General features: G+C 45.6%; 24 protein-coding genes and 1 pseudogene. 11 read left to right on the forward strand and 14 right to left on the reverse strand.

The annotated features are described in order from the left end of the window. Window positions 1-131 precede the first annotated feature (131 nt). The 4 genes from QZ918_RS22275 to QZ918_RS22290 all read right to left on the reverse strand — a co-directional run bounded on the left by QZ918_RS22275 (window position 132) and on the right by QZ918_RS22290 (window position 3,925). On the reverse strand, window positions 132-506 hold the full coding sequence (locus tag QZ918_RS22275) for a type II toxin-antitoxin system PemK/MazF family toxin (protein WP_293338430.1): 375 nt from the start codon (window positions 504-506) through the stop codon (window positions 132-134). After that, window positions 499-723, reverse strand: a complete 225-nt coding sequence (gene mazE / locus QZ918_RS22280) for a type II toxin-antitoxin system MazE family antitoxin (RefSeq protein ID WP_293338432.1) — start codon at window positions 721-723, stop codon at window positions 499-501. Before mazE ends, QZ918_RS22275 begins: the two co-directional genes overlap by 8 nt. A gap of 195 nt (window positions 724-918) precedes the next feature. Next, window positions 919-2,085 (reverse strand): CO2 hydration protein CupB, encoded by a 1,167-nt coding sequence (gene cupB / locus QZ918_RS22285; RefSeq protein WP_293338435.1) that lies wholly within the window; start codon window positions 2,083-2,085, stop codon window positions 919-921. 325 nt (window positions 2,086-2,410) lie between these two features. Then, window positions 2,411-3,925, reverse strand: a complete 1,515-nt coding sequence (locus tag QZ918_RS22290; RefSeq protein ID WP_293338437.1) for an NADH-quinone oxidoreductase subunit M — start codon at window positions 3,923-3,925, stop codon at window positions 2,411-2,413. A gap of 128 nt (window positions 3,926-4,053) precedes the next feature. On the opposite strand from QZ918_RS22290, the gene QZ918_RS22295 reads away from it, so the two are divergent. Further along, window positions 4,054-4,665: a Uma2 family endonuclease gene (locus QZ918_RS22295; protein ID WP_293338439.1), complete on the forward strand. Its 612-nt coding sequence runs from the start codon at window positions 4,054-4,056 to the stop codon at window positions 4,663-4,665. A 74-nt stretch (window positions 4,666-4,739) separates the two neighbouring features. Here the strand turns inward: QZ918_RS22295 and QZ918_RS22300 are convergent, their stop codons facing one another. Further along, the gene (locus tag QZ918_RS22300) at window positions 4,740-6,614 is read right to left on the reverse strand and encodes an NAD(P)H-quinone oxidoreductase subunit F (RefSeq protein ID WP_293338441.1); all 1,875 of its coding nucleotides are present in this window, start codon (window positions 6,612-6,614) and stop codon (window positions 4,740-4,742) included. Window positions 6,615-7,677: 1,063 nt separating this feature from the next. On the opposite strand from QZ918_RS22300, the gene QZ918_RS22305 reads away from it, so the two are divergent. Both QZ918_RS22305 and QZ918_RS22310 read left to right on the forward strand, forming a co-directional pair. Beyond that, window positions 7,678-7,989, forward strand: coding sequence for a carbon dioxide-concentrating mechanism protein CcmK (locus QZ918_RS22305; RefSeq protein WP_006635059.1), 312 nt, complete (start codon window positions 7,678-7,680; stop codon window positions 7,987-7,989). Between the two features lie 108 nt (window positions 7,990-8,097). Beyond that, entirely contained in the window at window positions 8,098-8,439 is a 342-nt protein-coding gene (locus QZ918_RS22310) for a carbon dioxide-concentrating mechanism protein CcmK (RefSeq protein ID WP_006635058.1), read from the forward strand. A gap of 215 nt (window positions 8,440-8,654) precedes the next feature. Here the strand turns inward: QZ918_RS22310 and QZ918_RS22315 are convergent, their stop codons facing one another. After that, window positions 8,655-8,816, reverse strand: coding sequence for a hypothetical protein (locus QZ918_RS22315; RefSeq protein ID WP_293338443.1), 162 nt, complete (start codon window positions 8,814-8,816; stop codon window positions 8,655-8,657). A 30-nt stretch (window positions 8,817-8,846) separates the two neighbouring features. Here QZ918_RS22315 and ccmL point away from each other — a divergent pair, with 30 nt between their 5' ends. Together ccmL and ccmM are read left to right on the forward strand one after the other, a co-directional pair. Next, window positions 8,847-9,152 carry a beta-carboxysome shell vertex protein CcmL gene (gene ccmL, locus QZ918_RS22320; RefSeq protein ID WP_293338445.1) on the forward strand — a complete coding sequence of 102 codons (306 nt, stop codon included), beginning with the start codon at window positions 8,847-8,849 and terminating at the stop codon, window positions 9,150-9,152. A 167-nt stretch (window positions 9,153-9,319) separates the two neighbouring features. Then, on the forward strand, window positions 9,320-10,948 hold the full coding sequence (gene ccmM, locus QZ918_RS22325; protein ID WP_293338447.1) for a beta-carboxysome scaffolding protein CcmM: 1,629 nt from the start codon (window positions 9,320-9,322) through the stop codon (window positions 10,946-10,948). 4 nt (window positions 10,949-10,952) lie between these two features. Here ccmM and QZ918_RS22330 read toward each other — a convergent pair whose 3' ends face one another. After that, on the reverse strand, window positions 10,953-11,120 hold the full coding sequence (locus QZ918_RS22330; protein ID WP_293338449.1) for a hypothetical protein: 168 nt from the start codon (window positions 11,118-11,120) through the stop codon (window positions 10,953-10,955). Between the two features lie 153 nt (window positions 11,121-11,273). On the opposite strand from QZ918_RS22330, the gene ccmN reads away from it, so the two are divergent. The 3 genes from ccmN to QZ918_RS22345 all read left to right on the forward strand — a co-directional run bounded on the left by ccmN (window position 11,274) and on the right by QZ918_RS22345 (window position 14,603). Continuing rightward, window positions 11,274-11,969 carry a beta-carboxysome scaffolding protein CcmN gene (gene ccmN, locus QZ918_RS22335; protein ID WP_293338451.1) on the forward strand — a complete coding sequence of 232 codons (696 nt, stop codon included), beginning with the start codon at window positions 11,274-11,276 and terminating at the stop codon, window positions 11,967-11,969. 339 nt (window positions 11,970-12,308) lie between these two features. Next, on the forward strand, window positions 12,309-13,085 hold the full coding sequence (gene ccmO, locus QZ918_RS22340) for a beta-carboxysome assembly protein CcmO (protein ID WP_293338453.1): 777 nt from the start codon (window positions 12,309-12,311) through the stop codon (window positions 13,083-13,085). 462 nt (window positions 13,086-13,547) lie between these two features. Then, entirely contained in the window at window positions 13,548-14,603 is a 1,056-nt protein-coding gene (locus tag QZ918_RS22345; protein WP_293338455.1) for a tetratricopeptide repeat protein, read from the forward strand. Between the two features lie 312 nt (window positions 14,604-14,915). Here the strand turns inward: QZ918_RS22345 and hemL are convergent, their stop codons facing one another. After that, window positions 14,916-16,214, reverse strand: a complete 1,299-nt coding sequence (hemL, locus tag QZ918_RS22350) for a glutamate-1-semialdehyde 2,1-aminomutase (protein ID WP_293338457.1) — start codon at window positions 16,212-16,214, stop codon at window positions 14,916-14,918. A gap of 328 nt (window positions 16,215-16,542) precedes the next feature. Between hemL and hisIE the strand changes: the two genes are divergently transcribed. Beyond that, a complete protein-coding gene (gene hisIE, locus QZ918_RS22355) occupies window positions 16,543-17,193 on the forward strand; it encodes a bifunctional phosphoribosyl-AMP cyclohydrolase/phosphoribosyl-ATP diphosphatase HisIE (RefSeq protein WP_293150663.1) in 651 nt (216 codons plus the stop codon). A 146-nt stretch (window positions 17,194-17,339) separates the two neighbouring features. Here the strand turns inward: hisIE and QZ918_RS22360 are convergent, their stop codons facing one another. Both QZ918_RS22360 and QZ918_RS22365 read right to left on the reverse strand, forming a co-directional pair. Continuing rightward, window positions 17,340-18,602, reverse strand: a complete 1,263-nt coding sequence (locus QZ918_RS22360; RefSeq protein ID WP_293338459.1) for an MFS transporter — start codon at window positions 18,600-18,602, stop codon at window positions 17,340-17,342. 260 nt (window positions 18,603-18,862) lie between these two features. Then, on the reverse strand, window positions 18,863-19,183 hold the full coding sequence (locus QZ918_RS22365; protein WP_293338461.1) for a nucleotidyltransferase domain-containing protein: 321 nt from the start codon (window positions 19,181-19,183) through the stop codon (window positions 18,863-18,865). 295 nt (window positions 19,184-19,478) lie between these two features. Here QZ918_RS22365 and QZ918_RS22370 point away from each other — a divergent pair, with 295 nt between their 5' ends. Next, window positions 19,479-19,985: a DUF4149 domain-containing protein gene (locus tag QZ918_RS22370; protein WP_293338463.1), complete on the forward strand. Its 507-nt coding sequence runs from the start codon at window positions 19,479-19,481 to the stop codon at window positions 19,983-19,985. Between the two features lie 130 nt (window positions 19,986-20,115). Here the strand turns inward: QZ918_RS22370 and QZ918_RS22375 are convergent, their stop codons facing one another. The 3 genes from QZ918_RS22375 to upp form a co-directional block, all read right to left on the reverse strand. Beyond that, complete coding sequence (locus QZ918_RS22375; RefSeq protein WP_293133962.1) at window positions 20,116-20,409, reverse strand: TMEM165/GDT1 family protein; 294 nt, start codon at window positions 20,407-20,409, stop codon at window positions 20,116-20,118. Window positions 20,410-20,684: 275 nt separating this feature from the next. Continuing rightward, window positions 20,685-21,155, reverse strand: a complete 471-nt coding sequence (locus tag QZ918_RS22380) for a TMEM165/GDT1 family protein (RefSeq protein ID WP_293338465.1) — start codon at window positions 21,153-21,155, stop codon at window positions 20,685-20,687. A 225-nt stretch (window positions 21,156-21,380) separates the two neighbouring features. Continuing rightward, on the reverse strand, window positions 21,381-22,031 hold the full coding sequence (gene upp / locus QZ918_RS22385) for a uracil phosphoribosyltransferase (RefSeq protein ID WP_293338469.1): 651 nt from the start codon (window positions 22,029-22,031) through the stop codon (window positions 21,381-21,383). Between the two features lie 476 nt (window positions 22,032-22,507). Here upp and crtH point away from each other — a divergent pair, with 476 nt between their 5' ends. Further along, on the forward strand, window positions 22,508-24,052 hold the full coding sequence (gene crtH, locus QZ918_RS22390; protein WP_293150678.1) for a carotenoid isomerase: 1,545 nt from the start codon (window positions 22,508-22,510) through the stop codon (window positions 24,050-24,052). A 317-nt stretch (window positions 24,053-24,369) separates the two neighbouring features. Here crtH and QZ918_RS22395 read toward each other — a convergent pair. Further along, window positions 24,370-24,765 (reverse strand): annotated as a pseudogene (locus tag QZ918_RS22395) (transposase); the annotation flags it as partial. Window positions 24,766-24,891 lie beyond the last annotated feature (126 nt).

Genomic DNA, 24,891 nt, shown 5'->3' on the forward strand with positions numbered 1-24,891 from the left:
ATACTTTTGAAAGTGGGATGGGCGTCCCGCCCGTCCAGATGAGGACGGGCGGGACGCCCATCCCACAATAATCATCAAATGGTAAGTTATTTAATTCTCATTCCTAAACGAGCGAGAAAACGAAACCTCAATCATCCCTCTTTAAATACCCAACTAAAACCCAGCTCAATACCGACAGCCTTCTCAATTTCTTCCCAATAAAAATCTTCTAAAACTCCCTGTTTGTTTTTAATTCTCAGAGCATCTACAGCTCTCATTTGACTTAAGTTTATGTGCCGTTCTCCGTTTAGTCCATTTTGCGGGGTTGGAACAACATTCACAACGAATGGAAAAGTTTTGTTCCCAGGCAATAAAGGGGCAACTATTGTAGTTGTCCCATTTTGATTGCCAACATCATTCTGCAAAATTAGACAAGGACGCTGCTTACCGGTTTCATGACCGGTCGTGGGTTCTAGATCGATCCACCATATTTCTCCTCGTTTATAAGTTAATGTCCCGTTAGGCATTTAAACCATCGCCTACCGCAACATCCCAAACAGAAATCTCTTCTTGAAAATCAGGATCGTTAGCCTGCTCTTTATAAGCATTTTCCAGCTCTTCCATCATAATCCTCCTTTTTTCCTTCCAGAGAATTTCATTTATGAAACTACTACGATTGCTTGCTAGCCGATCGACAAAATCTAGAATTGTGTCATCCAAAGTAATACTGACTTTTTTGCTCATAACTTATTAAGTTCATGCGACTGACGAGTATGACTGTATTATCATACTAATCAATGCTACAACCTTTGGCAAGGTGAATCTAGAGGTTCAAGAAGAGCTAACAGCAAGAACCTCAGCCTTTGATAGATGTGGCGTGCTGGAGTGCGATCGAGATTGCCTCCGCTCCCGATCGTCGCAACAGACACCCAGCCTCTTTCATCTTTCCGGGAACAACTGACAAGCCCTGATAGTTGGCTGATTTGCCCAATCTAAGCGAGAAGTGCCAAATCTATCCATCCAACCTTCTAAATAAGCCCGATTAGCCTTTCTTTCCTCAGGATCGGAGGTGTTCATGGGATGAGGTGCTAAACCGAAAATAGTCGCTGTTGTTACGCAAAACATTGACTTCTGAAAACTTTGGCAAATTTGCACGCGCAAATCGTCTTCGCCGCGACAGCTAGTGCGGTAAATTTCGTGCAAATAATCGGGGAGATAATGCCGCATATCTTGCATCAATTGAGTTGGCGGAATTCCTGCACCTCCTATGGGTAAAGGATCTGCAAACAAAGCCCCGTAGGCAAATTCTTTTTGTTCTTCTGGGATTTGATGTGCTTGCGCGTTGTAGGAAACTGTGCCAAAAAAAGCTGTTCCTCTAAAGAAAACTGCTTCTACATAAGGTACTGCTACATCTGCTAAAAAGGTTAAGTTGGCAGATGCGGGCAGAATATCGTAGACTTCGCCACGAATCTTGACGCTGTAGGTGATTGGTAACGCTGCGGCGCTTACTAAACCGGCTAAGACGAAATCTACTATCTCTGCGATCGACTTAATTGTACCGGCTTCGTAGCGATCGGACAAATCGATAAACAAATCGCTCATTACCCGCCAAAACTGCCCCAAACCCGTGTAATAAGCCAACATCCGCACTTGTTCGGGCAAAAACTCGGGGAATGCTTTGTGCAGTCCCTGCATCAAAAAGTTACCTTTGAGTTTAGCTGCGATCGCCTTTTCGGCCAAATTGCTAAATTCTGGAGTATCCAAATAACTGTCCAAACCGCCGCCGCCGTGCCACATCATGGTTCTCATGCAATATTCGGCATACTCAAAATTTATGCGATCGTGCCACAAATAGCGCATTAATTTCGGCGCAGTCACTTCTCCGTTGAAATATTTGAAAAATGGAAAAAGCACTAAAAATTGTTCTTCAGCGATGTAGTTTAAATTGCGAGAATAGGCATCTAGAACTACGCCATAACTTTTGAGAACGCCGACAACTTCTACTACATTTTCGGTAGATTCTGGAAGCAAAGCTTTGCCTGATTCCAAGATGTCAATGTAGGCTGCTAGAGGATGGGAAGATGGTTTTAATACGGTACTTGTCATTTGATTTGAACCTTAATTGAATAACTGTTTTATTGCCGAGAAATTCAGAATCCAGAGAAAGGTTCGTAGTGAGGACTTCAGTCCTCAGAATTTGAAGAGGACTGAAGTCCTCACTACGAACCTATGAAGAGGACTAAAGTCCTCACTACGAACCTATGAAGAGGACTAAAGTCCTCACTACGAACCTATGAAGAGGACTGAAGTCCTCACTACGAACCTATGAAGAGGACTAAAGTCCTCACTACGAACCTATGAAGAGGACTGAAGTCCTCACTACGAACCTATGAAGAGGACTGAAGTCCTCACTACGAACCTATGGAAGATATCACTCCAAGTTTTGAGCAACTTGTTGAACTTGTGCGGGTACTGTCGATACTAAGCAGATCGCAGTTTTCTCACTCAAAGCCACTAAAACTCCGGGCTGTATTCCCATGATGGCGATGATTACTGCTAAAACTAGCGAAGGAATGCGATCGCCCCAGCGCACTTGCGGTAAATTGACTACCAAATCGGAAAGGCGGCCGAAAAAGGCACGGTTGACCATAATTAAGAAGTAAACTGAAGTCAAACCAGTCCCGATCATGCAGAGCAAAGTTTGGATGGGAAACACTGGTAAACTGCCCCTAAATATCAAAAATTCAGCAATAAATCCCGACAACCCGGGAATGCCGGCACTCGCCATTACACCGACAATCATTAAACTGCCAATTACAGGCAAACCGCGATCTGGATTGAACAAACCTTTGAGCACATCTATGTTGCGGCTGCCGGATTTTTTGTAAACAATCCCGACACTCAAAAATAGCAGCCCTGAAATTAAACCGTGGCTAACCATTTGCAACACAGTTCCTATCATACTAATCTCAGTAGCTGCGGCGCTAGCTAGCAAAATGTAGCCCATGTGCGCGATCGAACTGTACGCTACAATTTTTTTCATGTCTTTTTGGGCGATCGCGCAACTAGCCCCGTAAAGCACACTCACCACCGCCCAACTCGCCAACCAAGGCGCAGCCACCGCCCACGCATCCGGGAACAAACCCATACCAAAGCGCAGCATCCCGTAGGTTCCCAGCTTCAAAAGTACCCCCGCCAGCAGCACTGAAACCGGAGTCGAAGCTTCTACGTGAGCATCCGGAAGCCAAGTATGAAAAGGCACTAAGGGAATTTTAATCCCAAAGGCCAGCAATATCCCAGCCAGCAATACAATTTGTCTGACCAAAGGCAACGGCGAGCCTCCTTCCAAATGCGATGCACCGGCTGCACCAACCATATCAAAACTAGAAGCACCGCTCAGCCAAACTACACCCAAGAAAGCAGCCAGCAATACTATTCCCGAAAATGCCGTATAGATTAAAAACTTAGTCGCTGCATAGCCTCGGCGCTCGCCTCCCCAAATTGCAATTAACAGGTAAAGCGGAATTAGTTCTACCTCGAAAAACAGGAAAAATAGCAGCAAGTTTTGAGATAAAAAAGCTCCCGTGACGCCACCACTAATTAACAGCATCAAAGAATAATAAAGTCGAGGTCTGCGGATCGCCTCATCCGTAGCGTAAATCGCTACACCTGTAAGTAGGGTATTTAAAATTACCAAGGGCAGAGACAAACCATCAATGCCGAGATTGTAATTAAATCCCAAATCATCGATCCAAGGAATAAATTCCGAAAACTGTAATTGGCTGCTGTTGGCATCAAACTGAGCTGCCACAAACACCGATAGAATAAAAGTTACACCCGCAATGGCGATCGCGGCATTCCGAACTATTTTAGAGGCGATCGCACCGGGCCAAAACCCAATCAGGGCGGCGACCAACATTGGTATCCAGATTAAAGCACTGAGCATTAATTAAAACTTTCCCTTATTACACAATATTTAGAACTATATTTAAGATTAACGCAAAGCCACTGCATAAAAAAGCGATCGGCCAATTTTCTTGTTAACATAGATGCAAATGTCTTTGGAATCCTCCTATGACCTCAATTATTACCGATCGAGAAGATTTGCAAATTAAATCGATTTCTCCTTCCACGCGGCTAACAGTTGCTCGCTTGGAACAAGTGCAAGCTATACTCTCGGAAGCACATCTAGACTACCAACTCGAACTGGTTGACGGGAAGATTATTGTTATGGGCCCATCAGACATTATATCTAGCGAAATTGGACTCGAATTTGGCAGACTGTTACTAAATTGGGTTAAACCCCGGAAACTTGGACGAGTTTTTGAGTCCAGCGGGGGGTTTATTCTTCCTAATTCAAATCTGACAGCACCAGATGTTTCTTTTGTGGTAGCGGAACGTCTCAAACAAAGCAAGCGGTATTTTGCCGAACTGGTTCCAGACTTAGTAGTAGAAATCAAGTCTCAGTCCGATCGCCTAAAACCACTCCGAGACAAAATTATATCATTTATCGAAATGGGAGCAAAAGTAGGAATATTAATCGACCCCGACAAACGCACAGTAACGATTTACAGTCCGAAAGCCGAGCCAGTTGTATTGAGAGACGGCGACACGATTTCAATACCAGAACTTTTACCCGGTTGGGAAGTTCCGGTTATTGAATTGTGGCCGATCGACTTTGAATAAAACTAGAGACAAAGCAGACAAACCAAAAACAATTTATCTGCATTAATCCCCGTCTATCCACCAACACCTGCGGTTTAGAATTGCCAAATAATCAGCGCCAGCAACCCAGCAACTCCCGCAGCAATAGTCAACACATAAAACTGCGATTGACCCGTGCCGCTGTACTTCAAACCTTCACCGCTGAAAATTGTGGCAAAACCAAACAAATTCACCACCCCGTCTACTACATACTTATCAGTCCAAGCGCTGATTTTCGCAATAGAAGCCACGGCCCAAACCACAGTCAAGCGGTAAACTCGATCGATATAAAAGTCGTAAGCAAACAAATCCTGCACCGCTGGCACCGGCAGTCGTACCGGTCGAGGTAAAACGTTGTACCAATAAATCGCCACGCCAACGCCAACCCCAATCAAGCCAGATAACACCAACAGCGGAATATCTAGAGTCTTCAGCAGCAAATTTAAAGTATCAAAATCCCCAGTTTCTGCCCAAGGCCCAGTCCAACTAATTAAAAGTTGCCACTGCTGCAACATCCAAGGCACCAACAGCCCAATCACCGTCAAAATTACCATCGGCAAAGCCATCGGCCAACCGACTTCGGGAGCTCTGCGAGTTTTGGGCTGCGGTTTTCCGACAAATACTAAGGCGAATACGCGAGTTAAATTGAGCGCAGTTAAACCGTTAACTAACAGCAGCACAACTACCAACCACAATGGCACTGTCCAAAAACCGTTCAGCCACCGTCGCATTACCCAGAAGTTGCCCATCGGTAATAGGGCTACCATCCCCGCAGCGCCTACTAAATAAGCCATTGTTGTGGCGGGCATCTTTGACCACAACCCACCCATTTCTGTTAAATCTTGAGTGTTAGTTGTGACAATTACTGAGCCTATGCTCATGAATAATAGTCCTTTGGCGATCGAGTGCGCGAACAGCAGCAGCAATGCAATGTCAACGTGATTCTGCCCCACCGCGATAAACACTAAACCCATAGAAGCACTGGTAGAATGCGATAGTGCTCTTTTGATATCGATTTGGGCGATCGCCACTAAGGAAGCCCCAACCGCCGTCACCGCACCCAAAACCACCAGCACCACACCAGTCACCGGCGACAGCGCTAAAACAGGCTGAAGTTTAATCAAAACATAAGCCCCACCACCCACAACTACGGTATTCCGCATAATCGAAGCCGGGTTGGGCCCTTCCATCGCCTCGTCGAGCCACAAGTGGAACGGAAATTGAGCGCATTTGGCTGTAGGTGCGGCAATTAAAGCCAAGCCTAAAAGAGTCGCTACTAAAGGAGATAAAGTTGCAGTTTCCGCCCATTCTTCTAAATCCGAAAAATTTAAACTTCCGGCTAAAGTTGAAAGCGTTACTACTCCCATCAACAGCGGTACATCTCCTACACGCTTAGTTAAAAACGCATCTCTAGCCGCCGTCACTACCAGCGGTTGAGCGTACCAAAATCCGACTAGCAAATAAGTTGAAAGCGTCAGCACTTCCAGCAAACCGTAAGTTAGCAGCAGCGAGTCACTAATCGCAATCCCGCTAATTGCCGCTTCAAAAAAACCGAGCAGCCCAAAAAATCGAGCTAGCGCCCAGTCTTTTTCCATGTAGCCCAGTGCGTAAATTTGTGCTAGCAAACTCAGAACAGTCACTAGCTCCATTGCTCCGACGCTGGTCGCGGAGATTTCTATGGCAAAAGACAAATCTAAATCTGCTGCTTGCACCCAGTGGAGGAGCAAATGTTGGGGTGCTCTATCCCAAGTTGCTGTAAAAATGACTGACCCGTGGATGAAAGCCAGCACGCTCATCATTAAATTGAAGTAAGCCGCAGGTCTTGGCCCTGTTGTGCGAACCGTTCCCGTAGACCACGGCAAAGTTAGAATGGCGCCTATTAAGCCATATAAAGGTATCCACCAACAGGTTTGGAGGAGAAATTCTGTCATAAAAATAAAGTCGGTAAGTGGGAAACTCAGTGTCTTCAGACCTGAGAGGGAAACGACCCGGTGGTTTCAACCGCCTTGAATCTTTTTTTTATCCATTACCGCCTTGGAGTTGCTTGACTTGGTGTACTTTTGTAATGTACTTTCGGCGGGACAGTTACCACCTCAAATCTCACAACCCTGTACGCATAATGTTTGCTCTGGTGGAGCCTCCCTTTCGGGGTAATGTTCGCTTCGCCAATGTTATAAGAGCTTTTTAGACCTGCAACACTGTATCAGTGACTTTAATACTGTTTAATTGCAGATGACAGAGCCCAAAACTAGCGTCGCATTCGCCGGTGTCGTGACTCAAATAACGTAGACCTCTAAGGTCTTAGGCTGGTCAGCACAGCTTGGTCGATTTCTCTTACAAGCTCAGTCCCTTTAGGGCTGAGTTACTGACTTAATTTATTCCATTAAACTTCAAATTACCGGCTACCTTTATACAAAGGCAGTTCCGGGCGATCGCGCCACACCGTAAAACTTTGACTAAACCCGATCGTATAGCTTTAGCAAAATAATTTGCACCCAAAATTCACTATACATTAAAGCACCAAAACTTAGTATTTTCTGAATACAAAATTAAATGTTGCTGGGGGTCGGCACTCAAAAAAAAAAGCCCGCATCTCGGCCAAGACTGTCTTTTTTATCTATTTACCCGCGATCCCTCCTGGGAAATCCTCAAGTTGACTGACACTCCAGATCCCCAGCCCCACCCACCGAACTCTAGTTTAAAGGTATTTATACTTACTTCGCTTCCAGCTCGCTGTTCGCATCTGCTCCGCTTTATATTAAGATTATTAAATAAATATTAAATTATTATAAGTAACATAAAAAAATTTAATTTTTGTTATTAAACATTATGATGTTAGTTTATATTGTCAAGGTGGACAGCTTCCCCTATTCTATAAGGATAGGAAGCTTTAGACTGCATTCCTAAATAATGTGGGCCTCCCCGTCCAAATTTTTAGATTTCTCAAAGATTTGTTACGGTAATTCCGCTAATCCTCAACTTGGAGATTCAAAAATGTCAATTGCCGTGGGAATGATTGAGACAAAAGGTTTTCCCGCTGTTGTGGAAGCTGCCGACGCTATGGTCAAAGCTGCTCGCGTTACCCTCGTGGGCTATGAAAAAATCGGCAGCGCTCGCGTCACCGTAATTGTGCGCGGCAACGTGTCGGAAGTCCAAGCCTCAGTTGCAGCAGGAGTGGAATCCGTCAAGCGGGTGAACGGCGGAGAAGTCGTCTCTACCCACATCATCGCTCGCCCCCACGAAAACCTAGAATACGTTCTACCAATTCGTTATACAGAAGCAGTAGAGCAGTTCCGAGGCTATTAAGTTCTTAGTGCGCTGAAAACTCGTTTGACGAAACGTTTGACGAAAAGCAGCGCGATCGTCAAAAATTAACAGTTTAGTTCCCCAAATATTTAACTAGGAGTAAAACCAATGGCAATTGCAGTTGGCATGATCGAAACCTTAGGCTTCCCCGCAGTCGTAGAAGCCGCTGACGCGATGGTCAAAGCAGCCCGCGTCACCTTGGTAGGATACGAAAAAATCGGTAGCGCTCGCGTTACTGTCATTGTAAGAGGAGATGTCTCGGAAGTGCAAGCTTCCGTAGCCGCAGGAGTAGAATCAGTGAAGCGCGTTAACGGCGGACAAGTAATGTCCACCCACATTATCGCCCGTCCTCACGAAAACTTGGAGTACGTCCTACCAATTCGCTACACCGAAGCTGTAGAACAATTCCGCGAAGGCGTGAGCGGCATTCGTCCTCTCAACAGATCTTAAGATAAGCTCAAGGCTGTTTGGGGGGTTTGGTAATTAAAAATTAAAAATCAAAAAATCAAAATCGCGATGTTTTTGATTTAGCATTTTTAATTTTTAATTGAGGTAAGCATGGGATATTGGTTATTAGTCATAAGTCACGAGTCATTAGTCATTAGTCATTAGTCATTAGTTACTAGACGAAAAACTCTACAATTAAGACATGGGACTGAATAAACCTAGTTTAAAAAAGACAAGTGACTTTCAACAGTTGACAGTTGACAGTTGACCTCTACCCTTAAGTCCGAGAATTGGAGTAATAAATTAAATAGTCTGATTTTAATTTCTCCCGATCGGGCGGGCGGGCTTTCAACCAATTCTTTCTGGTAAAAAAATGACAATTACCAATTACCAATTACCAATTACCTAAAATGCAAATGGCCAAAGTTCTCGGCACAGTTGTCAGTACCCAAAAAGAGCCGACGCTGAGAGGATCGAAATTTCTACTGCTGCAATTCATCAATGAGGAAGGTTCGACAGTTCCCGGCTATGAAGTAGCCGCTGACTGTGTGGGCGCTGGTATAGATGAATGGGTTTTAGTCACCCGCGGCAGCGGAGCCCGGATCGCGCCCGGGAGCGAAGACCGTCCGATAGATGCTCTAGTAGTAGGCATTATAGATACTGTCAATGTAGAAAATCGCCTCATTTACAGTAAAAAAGACGACCCGTACCGCTAGGAAAGCAGTTGATAGTTGACAGTTGACAGTTGACAGTTGACAGTTAACAGTTAACTCAGAAAGCAGTTGACAGTTGGCAGTTGACTCCGAGAGCAGTTGACAGTGAACAACTAACAACTAACAACTAACAACTAACAAAAAAATTTCAGTTTAGGAGAACTTAATTTATGGCAGTCCGCAGCGTTGCGGCTCCCCCGACGCCTTGGTCGAAAAACTTGGCTGAGCCCAAAATTCACGACACCGCTTACGTACATTCCTTTTCTAACATTATTGGGGATGTGCATATCGGTTCAAATGTGATGATTGCCCCCGGGACATCTATCCGCGCTGATGAAGGCACTCCGTTTCATATCGGACAACAAAGCAACATTCAAGACGGAGTAGTGATTCACGGCCTAGAACAAGGCCGAGTCACAGGCGACGACAACAACTCCTATTCCGTTTGGGTGGGGAAAAATACTTCCCTCACCCACATGGCTTTAATTCACGGCCCGGCCTACGTGGGCGACGATTGCTTTATCGGCTTTCGCTCTACGGTGTTCAATGCCAGAGTGGGCAACGGCTGCATTGTCATGATGCACGTATTAATTCAAGATGTGGAGATTCCCCCCGGTAAGTACATACCTTCGGGAGCCATCATCACTAATCAGCAACAAGCCGATCGCCTGCCTGACGTTCAAGATTCAGATGTTAAATTTGCGACCCACGTCATCGGCATCAATGACGCTCTGAGAACGGGTTATCGCTGCGCTGACAACATCGCTTGTCTAGCACCAATTCGCAACGAGCAAGCTAAAAACTCAAATATCACTCAAATGAATTATTCTACCTATGCCGGCACCCAATTGAGTTCCTCTCTAGCCGATAGCATCCGCAATTTGCTAGCCCAAGGATACAGTGTGGGAGCGGAATATGCCGACGCCCGTCGGTTCCGTACCGGTTCTTGGCGCACTTGCGGCCCCATTTCCTCAACTCGCGACTCTGAAGTAATCGCAGCTTTGTCGGCTTGTATGGCCGATCACCAAGGAGAATACGTCCGCTTGATCGGGATTGATACCAAAGCCAAGCGTCGCGTACTCGAAGAAATCGTCCAAAGACCAGGAGACAACGGCTCTAACGGTAACGGCGCCACAACTCATAAATCTAACGGTAAAGTTGGACAAGCTGCTTACCAAAATGGCGGTTCTGCATCCAGCAAATTGAGCGCCGAAACAGTGGCTCAAATTCGTGGCTTGCTAGCTCAAGGCTTCAAGGTGGGTACAGAACACGCCGACGCGCGCCGCTTCCGTACCAGTTCTTGGCAAAGCGGGGCTTCGCTGCAAGTCAGAAACGAATCTGAGGCGATCGCCGCTTTAGAATCTGTGATGAGCCAATATCCGGGCGAATATGTGCGCTTGATCGGGATTGACCCGAAAGCTAAGCGCCGCGTAGTTGAAGAACTGATTCAGCGTCCCGACGGCCCTGTGGCTCAATCGGCTAAACCGGGTGCAACATCAGGATTCAAAGCCACGACGACTGGTTCGGCTGGAAGTGGCAAGTTGACCGGCAAGACGATCGACCAAATCCGCAACCTGCTCTCCCAAGGCTACAAAATTGGCACGGAACACGCCGACGCGCGCCGTTTCCGCACGGGTTCTTGGAGCAGTTGCGCGCCGATCGCCACCAGCCGCGAATCCGAAGTAATTTCGGCTCTCGAAAGCTGTATGACAGAACACAGTGGCGATTACGTCCGCTTGCTCGGTATCGACTCCAAGGCCAAGCGCCGGGTACTCGAAGAAATTATCCAACGCCCATAATTTGTCAGGTAATTAGCTGCTTTCTCCCGTTAAGTGCTCGCGTTGGGCTAGCGGGAGAATCAGTTGACAGTTGACAGTTGACGGTTGACAGTTGACAAAAGAAGGAAGGAGATTGGAGTAATGAATAGTCGGATTTTAAGTTGTCATTAAAATAGTTGCGGCTTTCAACCAATTCTTTCTGGTCATGTGTAAGTCTAAATCGAGCTTTTGATTATTAATAAATAATCGTTTATTAGATCGATGGAGTTAAATCAATCGTTAGATAAAACGATAAATTAAAGTATTTTTTTAGCTAAAATCATAGCTCATTTCAAGGTGAAGTTGAATGTATTTATCGCCACTGCAATTAAGTAGCAACTCTCAGATTTTCATGAGTGGCGATGTAGTTGTGAATGAAGGTGTGGCGATCGCCCCAGGAGTCATCCTGCAAGCAGAACCGGGTAGCCGGATCTCGATCGCCAACGGTGCCTGTATCGGTATGGGAGTGATTCTTCACGCCCGTGAAGGTACTCTCGAAATCGAGGCGGGCGCAATGCTGGGTGCAGGAGTGTTGGTGGTAGGTGCGGGGACGATCGGCGCAAATGCCTGTATTGGGGCCGGAACAACGCTAATTAATCCTGCGATCGACCAAATGCAAATTTTGCCCGCAGGTTCTCTGATCGGAGATACCAGCCGCCAAGTCGCGGCAGAACCCACCGCAGAACCCACCGCAGAAACCGCAGAAGCCCAAACCGCAGCACCGGAAACCACGACAGCCACTACGCCACCAGTTGAACCGACAGTCGATCGCCCGATAGACCCGCCAGAACCCGACCAAACACAGCCTCAAACACCCCCCGAGGCAGCCCCAGATCCATCACCAGAAACTGCGGCAAATCCGCCGCCCCAACCAGGAGAAGTCCCAACAATTCTGTACGGTCAAGCTCACATCAATCAGTTGCTGGGGACGCTGTTTCCGCACCGACAAGCTTTTAATCGATCGCAGGAAAACGGTCAAACTCTCTCGGGCGGTACCGGATAGCGATCGGTCGATCGAAGAATTGAAGAATTGAAGAATTTGAGATTTACTTGCAGCATTGCATCTGGGAGGTTGAACTGAGGTATAAATTGTTTTGCTCTCCACGAATGGCGTCGGGCTGGTATTAATTTTGGGGCGTGGTCATTTGTGCAAAAGGCAGCTATGCTGAAGGCAGAATCAAAAAATATAAATAGGTAAGCTCATATTATTGGTAGCTCAGCAATTTTTAAGGTCTTGCAGCATAAATATGTATCTTGCAGCTCGTGCAGTTTGTCTTCTCATCTGAGACACTAAAACTATCAACAAAATTTTATGTTTGGAAGTTTCTAAGGGTAATCGAAGATGGACGGACAAATAGATCGTAACAGCAGTCACTCCGAGCGATCGCAGCGCCAGGAATATTTCAAAGACACCGCTTTGGGTTTGGTATCTACCAAGAGTTTTCCGGCAATAGTCGGGACTGCTGACATGATGCTGAAGTCCGCAGGGGTCATTTTAGTAGGATACGAGAAAATAGGTTCCGGTCACTGTACGGCGATCGTCCGGGGCAGAATTTCCGACGTGCGTTTGGCTGTGGAAGCTGGAGCTCAGACAGCCGAACAATTCGGACAGTTTGTTTCTAAGTTGGTGATTCCTCGGCCTTTGGCTAATTTGGAAGTGGTTTTGCCGATCGGCTTTCGCCTGACTGAACTGTCGGAAAGTGGCAGTTTTTCTCGACTGAGCAATCAGGCGATCGGTTTGCTCGAAACGCGGGGATTTCCGGCAATGGTCGGCGCTTGCGATGCTATGCTCAAATCCGCCGACGTACACTTGGCCGCCTACGAGAAAATTGGCGCCGGTTTGTGCACGGCAATTATTCGCGGTGCAGTCGCAGATGTCGCAGTAGCCGTAGAAGCCGGGATGTACGAAGCCGAGCGCATTGGCGAGTTGAACGCCGTGATGGTAATTCCCAGGCCTTTGGAAGATTTGGAACAAACTTTGCCGCTGGCGAGTTGTTGGATAGAACAGCGCACACCTGTGAGGGTGCCGATCTCTGTTCAGGAAAAGGAAAAAGAATTGGTCGAACTTCCAGATTTGGAGAAATTGAGAGTTTATGTGGAAGAGGAAATCAATCGTTAATTGGTAATCTAGAATTGGTAATTACCCACCAAAAGTTTGTAGAGACTGGGTGCGGGAAATACTGAGACTGATTTTGACAATCAAGATATAAATTTTACTCTTGATGAACTACGTGGAGCGATGTGTACGATCGCGGCCGCGTCAAGTTGAATTTAGCGATCGGTGTATGGCACAGCCGTCGAGAGACAGAGAGCGCCAACAAAAACTCAATTTTAGATTGAAGTCTATCCGGTAAAAAATCGAACTCACCAAGTAAATGCAGCCGAGGTACAGGCTCTTTTAACAGGATTTAATTCCTGTTAAGATAAACCTAAAATCCTGTTTCCGCTAGATTTCCTGGAATCAGTTAAGAGTTAATTTGGGTGCTGTGTGGATGCTCTGTCAACAGATTAACCCCTGTCCAACTCAAGACTGAATGCAAAGGAATCAATCCAGAATCCAGCAAGGAATAAAAGTTGACCTATGAACATCAAAGAATCGAAGCTCAACCATGTTTATAAGCGCGGGTTACAGAGCGCCAAACAAGGCAACTACGAAGCGGCACTGGAGGACTTCCATCAGATACTGCAAGTCAATCCCGCCGATGCCAAAGCTTACAACAATCGGGGCTTGGTTTACTATTATATGAAAGATTACCAAAAGGCGATCGCAGACCTCAGCCAAGCACTAGATATCAATCCTAATTTGTTCGAGGCATATTTAAATCGCGGTAATGCTTGGCGCCATCTCGGAGAAAATGAAAAAGCCATTGACGATCTCAACTGTGCTTTAGTAAACAAGCCTGACAGCCACGCTATCTACAACAACCGAGGACTCGTACTTGCTAATTTAGGACATTACGAAGAAGCAATAGAAGACTACGATCGAGCTATCTCTATCAATTCGCAAAATTATAAAACCTATTACAACCGAGGCCGCGCTTACTACCTTTTGGGAGAAAAACAAGCAGCAACGGAGAACTTTAACGAAACGCTACGGTTAAATCCAAGATATATCAAAGCTTACATAAATCGCGGACTCTGTTATCACCAATTAGGAGACAACACCCAGGCGATCGCCGATTACAACACAGCACTCGGCATCGACCACAACAATGTTTATGCCTATTATAACAGAGGATGCGTTCGCTATAAATTAAAACAAATGGAGCTGGCAATTGAAGACTTTAACAAAGCAGTGGAACTCGATCCCAACTACGTTAAAGCTTATCTCAACCGGGGTTTAGCGCTGTACAAGTTGGGAGATATTGCAACAGCAAATAGGGATTTTTACCACGTAATGTGTATTAATGCTGAAGCTTATTTATACTATCAAGCTCAACGCTGCACGCCTGATATTAATTCCTATTTCAAAGAAGCCCCACAGGTGGAACTTAATAATGCTGTGGAATACTACAACACCACATTAAATACGATCTCAAGTTCCTTAAGTTCGGCAGCATTAAATGCAATTTGGAATCAAGAAGATTTGGAGAACAGAGACTCGATTATCTGTGAAGGTGAATTTCTTAATGAGTAAAGTAATCAGTTGACAGTTGTAGGGGTGGTGGATGGTGCGGGCCCGCCCTCTTTAGTTGACAGTTGACAGTTGTCATTGGTCATATTAAATCGGATTGCATCGTCCTGTATTAATCTCTCTTTCTCTCTCTGTGTCCTCTGCGTTATCTGCGGTAAAATCACCTGACGGTGCAACCAGAAATGATATCAGCCCCGAGAGGTTTTTAACGCGGATTGGGTATGCGTTAAAAATTAAAGTCCTGACTGCAAAAAACAGTCAGGACTTTAATTTTTATCTCTGAGTTTTAAGCATTTGCATTCTTGACTACAAACCTTAAATACTAGCCATCACTTCGCGCGCGGCTGCTAAAGTTCGATCGATATCTTCATCAGTATGGGCCAAAGAAGTGAACCCAGCCTCAAACTGAGAAGGAGCCAGATAAACACCGTGTTCCAACATTCCGCGATGAAAACGGCTGAACTTCGTCAAATCTGACTTCTTCGCATCCTCGTAATTGTGAACCGGGCCCGCCGCAAAAAATAAGCCAAACATCCCGCTAATTTGACCGCCACAAACAGCGTGTCCCGCTTCCTTGGCAATTTTTAGCAATCCCTCCGACAGTTTTTTTGTAACCTTATCCAACTGTTCGTAAGTGCCGGGTTTTTGGAGCAATTCCAAAGTTTTAATCCCAGCAGTCATCGCCAAAGGATTTCCCGAAAGCGTACCAGCTTGATACATCGGGCCTGCGGGAGCTACCATTCCCATAATCTCGCGCCTTCCGCCGTAAGCTCCCACCGGTAAACCGCCGCCGATAACCTTACCCAAAGTTGTCAAATCTGGGGTGACACCGAATTTTTCCTGAGCTCCGCCGTAGGCGATGCGGAAACCAGTCATTACTTCGTCAAACACCAACAAAGCGCCGTTATCTTTGGTAATTTCGCGCAAACCTTCAAGAAAACCTGCATCTGGAGTAATAAAACCAGCATTTCCTACAACTGGTTCCAGAATTACACCTGATATCTCGCCGGGATTTTCGGCAAATAAAGCTTTGACTGCTTCCAAATCATTGTAAGGAGCGTTGAGGGTGTTGGCGGTAACGGATTTCGGCACGCCCGGAGAGTCTGGAAGCCCGAGAGTTGCGACGCCGGAACCGGCTTTTACTAAAAACATATCGGCGTGCCCGTGATAGCAGCCTTCAAATTTAATCACTTTGTCGCGCCCGGTGAAGGCTCGCATCAGCCGCAAAACGGCCATACAAGCTTCGGTACCGGAATTGACAAATCGCACCATTTCAATGCTGGGAACGGCATCGATGACCATTTCGGCGAGGACGTTTTCCAACAGCGAGGGTGCGCCGAAACTCGTACCTTTTTCTAAGGATTCGTGGAGGGCTTTGATGACTTCCGGGTGGGCGTGGCCGCAGATAGCCGGGCCCCAAGTACCTACATAGTCAATGTATTGGTTGCTGTCAACATCCCAAATGTAGGCTCCGTTTACCCTGTCAAAGACGATGGGCTGTCCGCCTACGGATTTGAAGGCGCGCACGGGGGAACTGACGCCACCGGGCATCAACTTCTGGGCAGCGGCGAAAATTTCTTCTGATTTGGTGGTTTTCAAGGTTGTAGAAACCAATGTTTTCTCCTTAGTGAAGGTCTGTTGTTGGTAGGATACTTAATATAGCGACTTCTGGTTAAAGGCTAAGCCGATTCAAGGAAACTATAGTAGTAGATTTTAGGATACAAACCAATCAGTAGCAATACTAGCTCGGGTTTTTTAGGATTTGTCGCACTAGCACTCCTAGCTCTCAATTGTAATAAATTGTAAAATAGTTCTTGACAATTTGCCCATCACTTACCTAATCTCCTCTCTTCTCTCTGTGTCCTCTGCGCTCTCTGCGGTTAATTTAAAAAAAATATCTGACACGAAAGCGTTAATTTATATGAAAAGCTGCAATAAAATTATGTCTGTTAATGATGTGTCTAGTTTGAGCCGATCGATCCCAATTGAAAAGATCCGTTACGACGATCGCGGTTTAGTGCCTGCGATCGTCCAAGATTACCTAGACGGGACAGTGTTGATGATGGCGTGGATGAATCGGGAGTCGCTGCAAAAAACGATGGAAACCGGTCAAACGTGGTTCTGGAGTCGTTCTCGCGCCGAATTGTGGCCGAAAGGGGCGACTTCGGGACACGTTCAAAATGTCAAAGGGCTGCGTTACGACTGCGATAGCGATGCTTTGCTGGTGACTGTCGAACAAGTGGGAGATATTGCTTGTCACACGGGTGAAAGAAGTTGTTTTCACCAAGTTGACGGGGAAATTGTGGCGCCGCCGGGGGATATGTTATCTCAATTATTTGACGTAATTTGCGATCGACGCGACAATCCTAACGAAACTTCTTATACTTGCAAGTTGTTCGAGGGCGGGGATAACAAGATTCTCAAGAAGATTGGTGAAGAGTCGGCGGAAGTTGTGATGGCTTGCAAAGATGACGATAAAGACGGAATCGCCGGGGAAGTTGCGGACTTATTTTATCACGCTTTGGTTGCTTTGGCTCACCATCAGGTTGATTTGAGGGCGGTTTACCGCAAATTGGGCGATCGGAGAAAATAAATGAGTTAGTTGTTATTAGTTATTTGTGATTAATTATTTGTTATTTCCAACAAATAATAACTAATGGTAAGGTGCGTCGCTGTGAGCTCATCTATTTTTTTAAGGGATTCTTTGTGGCGGTGCACCCTACGACTAATGACTAATGACTAATGACTGCTACTTTTTAACATTCGATCGACCTTTTGCAAAATTGCGATCGCCAGTATCACACTAATAGCCAAGCCCAACCAGAAATTATCCGCCCCCCATTTACCTCGATCCAAAGCGAAACCGCCCAGTGGCGGGCCGATTAAATAGCCTATAGCCCAACACTGAGAATTAACCGCTAAATACACGCCGCGCAAAGACTCCGGCGCTAAATCTACCACCAAAGCCGAAGCAAAAGGCGTATAAGCAACAGTAGCAACCGACAAAAAAGTCAAGCCAACAACCGCTAAAAATAGATTGCCAGTTGCAGCCATTCCCGTCAAGCCGATCGCAATAAACCCCATTCCCCACAGCAGCGCCGAAATCATCAAAGCTTGCGGATGAGAAAACCGCCTCAAAGCCTTAACCACCGGCATCTGCAAAGCCACAGTTAAAAATGTGCTAAAAGCAAACAAAACCGTAATTGTACCCGTAGAAAAGCCTGTTCCCGATGTCCCCGCCGGCACAAACTTACTAAAATACAACGGCATCGTGGTTTGAATTTGGGAAATGTAGAGAGTAAACAGAGTATTGACTAAAGCATAGACTAGCAAAGTGCGATCGCCCAGCGCCACCATCCAGCCATTTTTGAGATTTTTTTTGCTTGTATCCGTTGAGTTAGCTGGTTTGTAGGTTTCTGAAATTGCGCCCCAAACCACCGCAAACAGCACTAAAAACGAGATACCATCGATAATAAAGAGCGATCGATAATTCCCCGTTACCGCAATCAAAACACCGCCCAAAATAATCCCAACTTGCAAACCCAAATTATCAGCCAGCCGCGTCAAAGCAAAAGCCTCCTGTCGCTGTGCGCCCTCAGTTAAATCCGCAACCATACTTTCGGTTGGAGGCCAATACAAACCCACACCAAAACCCATCAATAAATTAGCAGCAACTAAACCTGGAAAATCATGAGTCGCCGCCAACAGAAAAGAAGCGACAGCCGAAATCATTGCCGCCAGCAATAAAGTTCGCCGCCTTCCCCAAAATAAGGAATCGCAAAAAGAACCGCCCAAAATGCGGCCGAATATTCCCGAGATTGAACCGCTACCCAAACCAATCCCAACAGCAGTTGCAGACAAGCCGACGCGATCGACAAAAAAGATCGGCGCGTAAAATAAAGTAAAGCCGCTACCGCTTTGGGAGAGGAATCTGCCGGCGGCGAGAATCCACACTTGAGTAGGGAGACGGGGAAGCCAAGATGAGAATTGAAATTTAGGCATATATTATAGCCTTTCTCAGAAAGATGAGGTACTCATGGGGATAGGGCATAGGGCATAGGGCATAGGGCATAGGATTAGCGGGCATACATCACTTTTTTGAGAAAGGCTATATTTATAAGAGTCTGTGGTTGAAACCAGGTATGTATAAACGATGTCTGCCTCCGCAGACTGAAGAATTAAAATAAAATTAAAGCATAATTTAGGTATTGTCGAGTCAAACCAAACCTCAACCGTATTTGTTTGCAAGCTTTTCGATGAATTCAAGTGTCAGCGGATTCATAAATCACCTTTCCTTTTTCGCTAATTTCCCTGACAAATAAATCATTCCAAGCTAGCCGTTGTTCTATTTCAGCAGGAGTTCGCACTAATAAATCTAGAGCAAATTTCGGTTGAGTTTTACTTAGTATTTCCCAAGTTTTGCGAAAATTATTACCTTCTGAAGATAAAATTACCAACATATCAACATCCGAATCGCTCGTGGGATTCCCATAGGCGTAAGAGCCGAACAAAATTATTTTTTCTGGCTTAAATTGATTGGCTATTGCCGCACTCAATTCCAGAATTTTGTTTATTTCAATCATTGGCTAATATCTTTGATATTTGGCAATTTAACTGTAATAATAACACATAAATTTTATCGGTATATTGCTATGAGTAATTATCAATAGTTGTTTGCGATCGCCACAACGTTTAAACTATTGCTGTGCGATCGCAGGCTACCGAAGCCTTCCAACAGAAACACCTACCAGCTTAACAATTCTTCTAATTCAGTTACACAAAAGTTACCATTAATTTAAAAATACTTAACACGATTTGAGAAAAAAGTTAGTTAAGCTCTAGAAAAGGCAGAAGAAAATTTTAGAGGGTCTAATTTATATGACAGCTATTACATCGTCGAGAGTGGAATCAATCAGACCCCGCTGGCAAGCAATTGTCATGGTAGCCTTAATTTTCTGGCTCAGCGGTAGCCTGATTATCGATCTAGTTATTATGCCCAGTCTCTATGTATCTGGCATGATGGTATCTTCTGATTTTGCAGCAGCCGGAAATTTAATGTTCTGGGGATTCAACCGCGTTGAGTTAATCTGTTCGGGCTTGGTAGCAACGGGTTTGATGGTTTTGAGCAATTTAATGGGTGACTCGGGCAAGCGCAGCCGCACAGCGATCGTATTATCTTTGGTACTTCTGGCGATCGCCCTGATTGACACCTACGGCCTCACACCTCAAATGAGCGCCTTGGGAATTCAGCTAAATCTGTTCGACTCCGCAGCAGAAGTGCCCGCTGGAATGAATTCACTGCACCAAGGATATTTTGTTTTGGAAGCGCTAAAGTTGGCTGTCGGCGGTACGCTGCTGGGCTGGTGCTACCAAAACCAAGTTTAATTCACACAATCCTCAAAGGTTGAATTGAGAAAAAACTCAATCTGTAGCGGCGGGCGTGAATTTACGCCCGCCGTTAATTTTTGGGAATTTTAGCGATCGTCAACTATATCAAGTTTCCCGATCGCAAATCCTACTCGGAAGCTTCAGCCTCATCTGATTTTGGCCACAGCAGGCGCAAGCCCATCACCGCAAATCCGATCGCAGCGATCGTCTTTACCAACCTCTCCGGTAACACCTCCGCCGTACCTTGTCCAACCAAAACACCAAGGAAACTCGCCAGCAGCAGCGCCGACGCCGTACCGAAAAATACAGCCCGCGGCGAGTTGCAACTGCTACCAAGGGCGATCGCAGCTAATTGACTTTTGTCACCCAATTCTGACAAAAACACCGTAATAAAGGTTATTCCTAAAAGTTGCCAATCCATATTTTTTTTAGTTCTTAGTTAGGTATTTAGAAATTTACAACTTACTCACAAACTTCGAGAAACCCGATTTCTTTCCACATACCCATGTTGTTAACTATCAGTCAGATCGTGTCCGGTTGATTACCGTCACAAAAACCGTTTGTAGTGCGGACTTCAGTCCGCAGCATAATAAAGCGGACTGAAGTCCGCACTACAAAAGCACATCGTTTAACCCAGCACTTCCCAAAGTAAAACCGCCGAAGCGGACTGAAGTCCGCACTACAAACGCACATCGTTTAACCCAGCACTTCCCAAAGTAAAACCGCCGAAATCGCCAGCAAAATCACTCCCGCAGCCTTCTCCAAAGTTTTCGGATCGATTCTAGTAGCCAGCCACCTTCCCAGCAAAACTCCCAACAAACTTGTTGCAATCAAAGCCGAACCCGCACCCGCAAACACAATCCACGGATTCCGAGATTCAGCAGTCATCAACAAAATCGCAACTTGAGTTTTATCTCCAACTTCCGCAAAAAAAATAGTGGCAAAAGTCGAAGCAAAAATTGCCCAATGCTTCGGCTTCAGTTGCTTTTCTTCCTGACAGATATCGGGATTTGCACTCACTGAAATTTCTGCCTGCTCAGGGGTTAAAGCAGCACAAATCTCAGAAGTATCTTTAAGTTTTTGTAGTTGTACTTGTGGTGGCAAATCAGAATTGGGGGTTTCTGAGTCAGAATCAGACAAGTTTGGCGGTACAGAATCAAGTTTCACGGGCAATGAGTGCTAAACGCTATTTATTTTTGACTTCTATTTTGGATTTTAACTTTCTCTGTACCTGCTTTTACCAAACCAGGCCCATCTTTTTTTCCCGGAGATTCCGCAACCAATTCCAGAAACTGCTCACCTCACCCAAACACGGATAGAAGCCCCACAGTTATCTGTCAATCCAAAATCCAAAATCCAAAATCTCAAATCCAAAATCCAAAATTCCCTGGTTCAAGTGCCGTAAGTTCGATCGCCCGCATCACCCAAACCAGGTACAATAAACCCCTGTTCGTTGACTATTTCGTCGATCGTTGCCGTGTAAAGAACCAAACTCGGGTACTCCGTACTCAGCCGTTTCAAAGCCGGAGGAGCAGCCACCACACAAATAATCCGAATCAAACTCTGGTCAATTCCCCGTGAAATCAATTCCTGCATCGTCGCCACAATCGTCCCGCCAGTCGCCAGCATCGGCTCACTAATTATCACCCGCGTTTGGGGGTTAAACTGCGCCGGCAATTTGTTCAAATAGCAAGTCGGCTCCAGCGTCTCCTCATTCCTCGCCATACCCAGATGGTAAACCGAAGCCAGCGGCACAACCGTCTGAATTCCTTCCAGCAGTGACAAACCCGCCCGCAAAATCGGTACCACAACTAACGGAGCTTCCGGGTTGATAAAAGTCGCCGGAGATGAGCTCAAAGGCGTCTGCACCGTTGTTTCCACTGTCGGTAGCCAATCTCGAATTGCCTCGTAGGCGAGCCAGCGTCCCAATTCTGTCATCGCAGAACGAAAAAGTACCGATGGGGTGGCGGCGTCGCGGGCGACAGCCAGCCAATGTTTAATTAACGGGTGGGGCGGAACGTAAACGCGCAGTTGCAGGGGCATGAGGAAATTGGCGAAATTGCTAGATTTGAAGGATTTGATGCGGTGCGATCGTTTTCGTTGGCGTAGCCCCCGTAGGGCAGGCTTCGCTAACGATCGCTCTGTGCAACTTATCACAATCTTCCATTGTTTAATCTAAAATCTCAAATCCTACAAGTCTCTTTGTTTGTAGACCTTCGTCACTTTATTGAAATATTTTTTCAACAGTATTGACATAAATTAGCAACAAGGCTATAGTAATTTTTAGTGTTCTCCTCTCAAAGGATCGGCAGACGGGGGCAGTCGGCAATGGTAGACTGTTCCCGCATTTTTTTGACGTAGGAGCATAGGGAATTGGGCATAGGGCATAGGGCATAGGGCATAGGGCATAGGGCATAGGGCATAGGGCATAGTTTCTTCCTTCTTCCTTCTTCCTTCTTCCTTCTTCCTTCTGGAGCGATCGACTGTAAAATTGTATAAATATTAAGATTTTTAACCAAATGTCAGCTCCTACCCAATCCCAGTTATTTTCCGCCAACTCCCGCCCGACAGAGCAAGAGTTTGATGTGATAGTCATCGGTTCCGGCATTGGCGGACTCGTGACAGCAACCCAGCTAGCAGCCAAGAAAGCCAAAGTTTTGGTGCTCGAAAGCTACACAATTCCGGGGGGTAGTGCTGGATATTTCGATCGAGAAGGCTACAGATTTGATGTTGGAGCCTCCATGATATTTGGGTTCGGACAGCGCGGCACCACCAACCTCCTCACCCGCGCCCTCAAAGCCGTCAACGTCAGCCTAGAAACAATTCCCGACCCGGTACAGCTTCACTATCACTTACCCTCAGGTCTGGATCTGGAAGTTCCCCAGCCTTATGACAAATACTTGCAAGAATTAATTGACAGGTTTCCTCACGAGCGCGAAGGCATCCAGAAATTTTACGGCGAATGCTGGAGCGTATTCAACTGCCTCAACGGCATGGAATTGCTATCCCTAGAAGAACCGGGCTATCTAGTTCGAGTCTTTTTTCAGAATCCCTTAGCCTGTTTGGGATTAGTAAAATATCTCCCTCAAAATACTGGCGACATTGCGCGGCGCTACATAAAAGACCCGACTTTGCTAAAATTTATCGACATGGAATGCTACTACTGGTCTGTAGTACCCGCAGACTTAACCCCCATGATTAACGCCGGAATGGTATTTTCCGACAGGCATTACGGCGGTATCAATTATCCCAAAGGCGGAGTCGGTCAAATTGCCCAAAAATTAGTAGAAGGATTAGAAAAATGTGGCGGGACAATTCAGTACAAAGCTAAAGCAAAAAAAATTATCACAGAAAACGGCCGCGCTGTTGGAGTCGAGCTAGTAACCGGCGAAGTTTACCGAGCAAAGCGGATAGTTTCTAACGCCACGCGCTGGGATACTTTCGAGAAATTGTTGCCTGCCGAAGAGATGCCAGCTAGCGAGAAGAAATGGCAGCAGCGCTATCAAAAAGCCCCCAGTTTCTTGAGCTTGCATTTAGGAGTAGAAGCCAGCGTCATCCCTGCTGGTACTGCCTGCCACCACATTTTGTTAGAAGATTGGGACAAAATGGAAGCCCCAGAAGGAACTATTTTAGTATCAATTCCAACGGTACTCGACCCAGATTTAGCTCCGGCAGGATATCATATCGTTCATGCTTTTACTTCTAGCTGGATGGAAGAATGGGAAGGACTTTCTCAGCAGGAATACGAGGAGAAAAAAGAAGAGGCAGGCGGCAGAATTATTGACAGATTAGAAAAGATTTTTCCGGGTTTAGATGCTGGTTTGGATTATATGGAAGTTGGGACGGCGCGTTCTCACCGCCGCTTTTTGGGCCGGGAAGATGGAACTTACGGGCCGATTCCCCGCCAGAAATTAATGGGTTTGTTGGGGATGCCGTTTAATCGAACTTCTATGCCTGGTTTGTATTGTGTGGGCGATAGTACATTTCCCGGACAAGGTTTAAATGCGGTGGCATTTTCTGGGTTTGCTTGTGCCCATCGAATTGCTGTGGATTTGGGGTTTTAGGAGGAGTGTGGCAACACAAGTTGCCTTATTTCTAACTCAGGACTTATGGATTGGGAGGTAATTCTGTTAGATATCTAACAGTTTTTGGAGGATGGAATAAATGTCTTTTTTATCACCATCTTTACCAGAAAGAATTGGTTGAAAGCCTCTCCCTTTGAGGGAGAAATTAAAATCAGACTATTCATTACTCCAATCCTCTGACTTTTAGGTAGGGCTTGCTGAAAAAGTCAGAAAACAGCATTTAGTAAAAATGAGTGAATTTGAGATCGTCTTGGTAATATAAATTTTATAAATTTTATGATAGCACAACATAACTTTTACCAATGATTTAAGCCCAAAAACATCGAAAAAGGTTTTTCGGTCTGAAATAGACCGAAAAAAAGCCAAAAAGCCTGCCGTAGCAGGGCAGAAAGATTCATTACCAGAAAAGTTATCGCGATGCTTGTTTCAGAAGTATTATCAAGTTTAGCCATCACTCTACCGAGGTTGAATCTTCTTTTGGCTTCTCCAAATTTTCCCTCAATTGAGTTCCGAATTGCCTCGTCTAATCGAGCTTGTTTTTTCATTGATTTGCTCGGATTTTTCGGAGGTCTTCCTGGAAGAAAGCCGTTCATTCTGATGCCGAGTTCTTTACACCAAGCTCTATTTTCTCGCGTTTGATATATCCGATCTACATGAATTGATTCAGGGTAAAATCCGGTGAATCGTTTAAATCCCACATTCCGCAGATATTCGATCGGATTTAATTTTCAAAAAGATCATAATTTTTAAAACCTCAAATGGTTGTATAGCAATCATTTGAGGTTTTTTTAAGGTATAATAATTAGTGGCAGTATAGC

This window comes from Microcoleus sp. CAWBG58 (assembly GCF_020883045.1).
Lineage (GTDB): Bacteria > Cyanobacteriota > Cyanobacteriia > Cyanobacteriales > Microcoleaceae > Microcoleus.

Coding starts and splice junctions, on each gene's coding strand:
- QZ918_RS22345 (WP_293338455.1), top strand. CDS start 13,548: ATGAACATCAAAGAATCGAAGCTCAACCATGTTTATAAGCGCGGGTTA.
- QZ918_RS22365 (WP_293338461.1), bottom strand. CDS start 19,183: ATGATTGAAATAAACAAAATTCTGGAATTGAGTGCGGCAATAGCCAAT.
- QZ918_RS22375 (WP_293133962.1), bottom strand. CDS start 20,409: ATGGATTGGCAACTTTTAGGAATAACCTTTATTACGGTGTTTTTGTCA.
- QZ918_RS22300 (WP_293338441.1), bottom strand. CDS start 6,614: ATGACAGAATTTCTCCTCCAAACCTGTTGGTGGATACCTTTATATGGC.
- ccmM (WP_293338447.1), top strand. CDS start 9,320: ATGGCAGTCCGCAGCGTTGCGGCTCCCCCGACGCCTTGGTCGAAAAAC.
- QZ918_RS22310 (WP_006635058.1), top strand. CDS start 8,098: ATGGCAATTGCAGTTGGCATGATCGAAACCTTAGGCTTCCCCGCAGTC.
- QZ918_RS22275 (WP_293338430.1), bottom strand. CDS start 506: ATGCCTAACGGGACATTAACTTATAAACGAGGAGAAATATGGTGGATC.
- ccmN (WP_293338451.1), top strand. CDS start 11,274: ATGTATTTATCGCCACTGCAATTAAGTAGCAACTCTCAGATTTTCATG.
- cupB (WP_293338435.1), bottom strand. CDS start 2,085: ATGACAAGTACCGTATTAAAACCATCTTCCCATCCTCTAGCAGCCTAC.
- crtH (WP_293150678.1), top strand. CDS start 22,508: ATGTCAGCTCCTACCCAATCCCAGTTATTTTCCGCCAACTCCCGCCCG.
- QZ918_RS22360 (WP_293338459.1), bottom strand. CDS start 18,602: ATGCCTAAATTTCAATTCTCATCTTGGCTTCCCCGTCTCCCTACTCAA.
- mazE (WP_293338432.1), bottom strand. CDS start 723: ATGAGCAAAAAAGTCAGTATTACTTTGGATGACACAATTCTAGATTTT.
- upp (WP_293338469.1), bottom strand. CDS start 22,031: ATGCCCCTGCAACTGCGCGTTTACGTTCCGCCCCACCCGTTAATTAAA.
- QZ918_RS22290 (WP_293338437.1), bottom strand. CDS start 3,925: ATGCTCAGTGCTTTAATCTGGATACCAATGTTGGTCGCCGCCCTGATT.
- hisIE (WP_293150663.1), top strand. CDS start 16,543: ATGTCTGTTAATGATGTGTCTAGTTTGAGCCGATCGATCCCAATTGAA.
- QZ918_RS22370 (WP_293338463.1), top strand. CDS start 19,479: ATGACAGCTATTACATCGTCGAGAGTGGAATCAATCAGACCCCGCTGG.
- ccmL (WP_293338445.1), top strand. CDS start 8,847: ATGCAAATGGCCAAAGTTCTCGGCACAGTTGTCAGTACCCAAAAAGAG.
- ccmO (WP_293338453.1), top strand. CDS start 12,309: ATGGACGGACAAATAGATCGTAACAGCAGTCACTCCGAGCGATCGCAG.
- QZ918_RS22305 (WP_006635059.1), top strand. CDS start 7,678: ATGTCAATTGCCGTGGGAATGATTGAGACAAAAGGTTTTCCCGCTGTT.
- QZ918_RS22295 (WP_293338439.1), top strand. CDS start 4,054: ATGACCTCAATTATTACCGATCGAGAAGATTTGCAAATTAAATCGATT.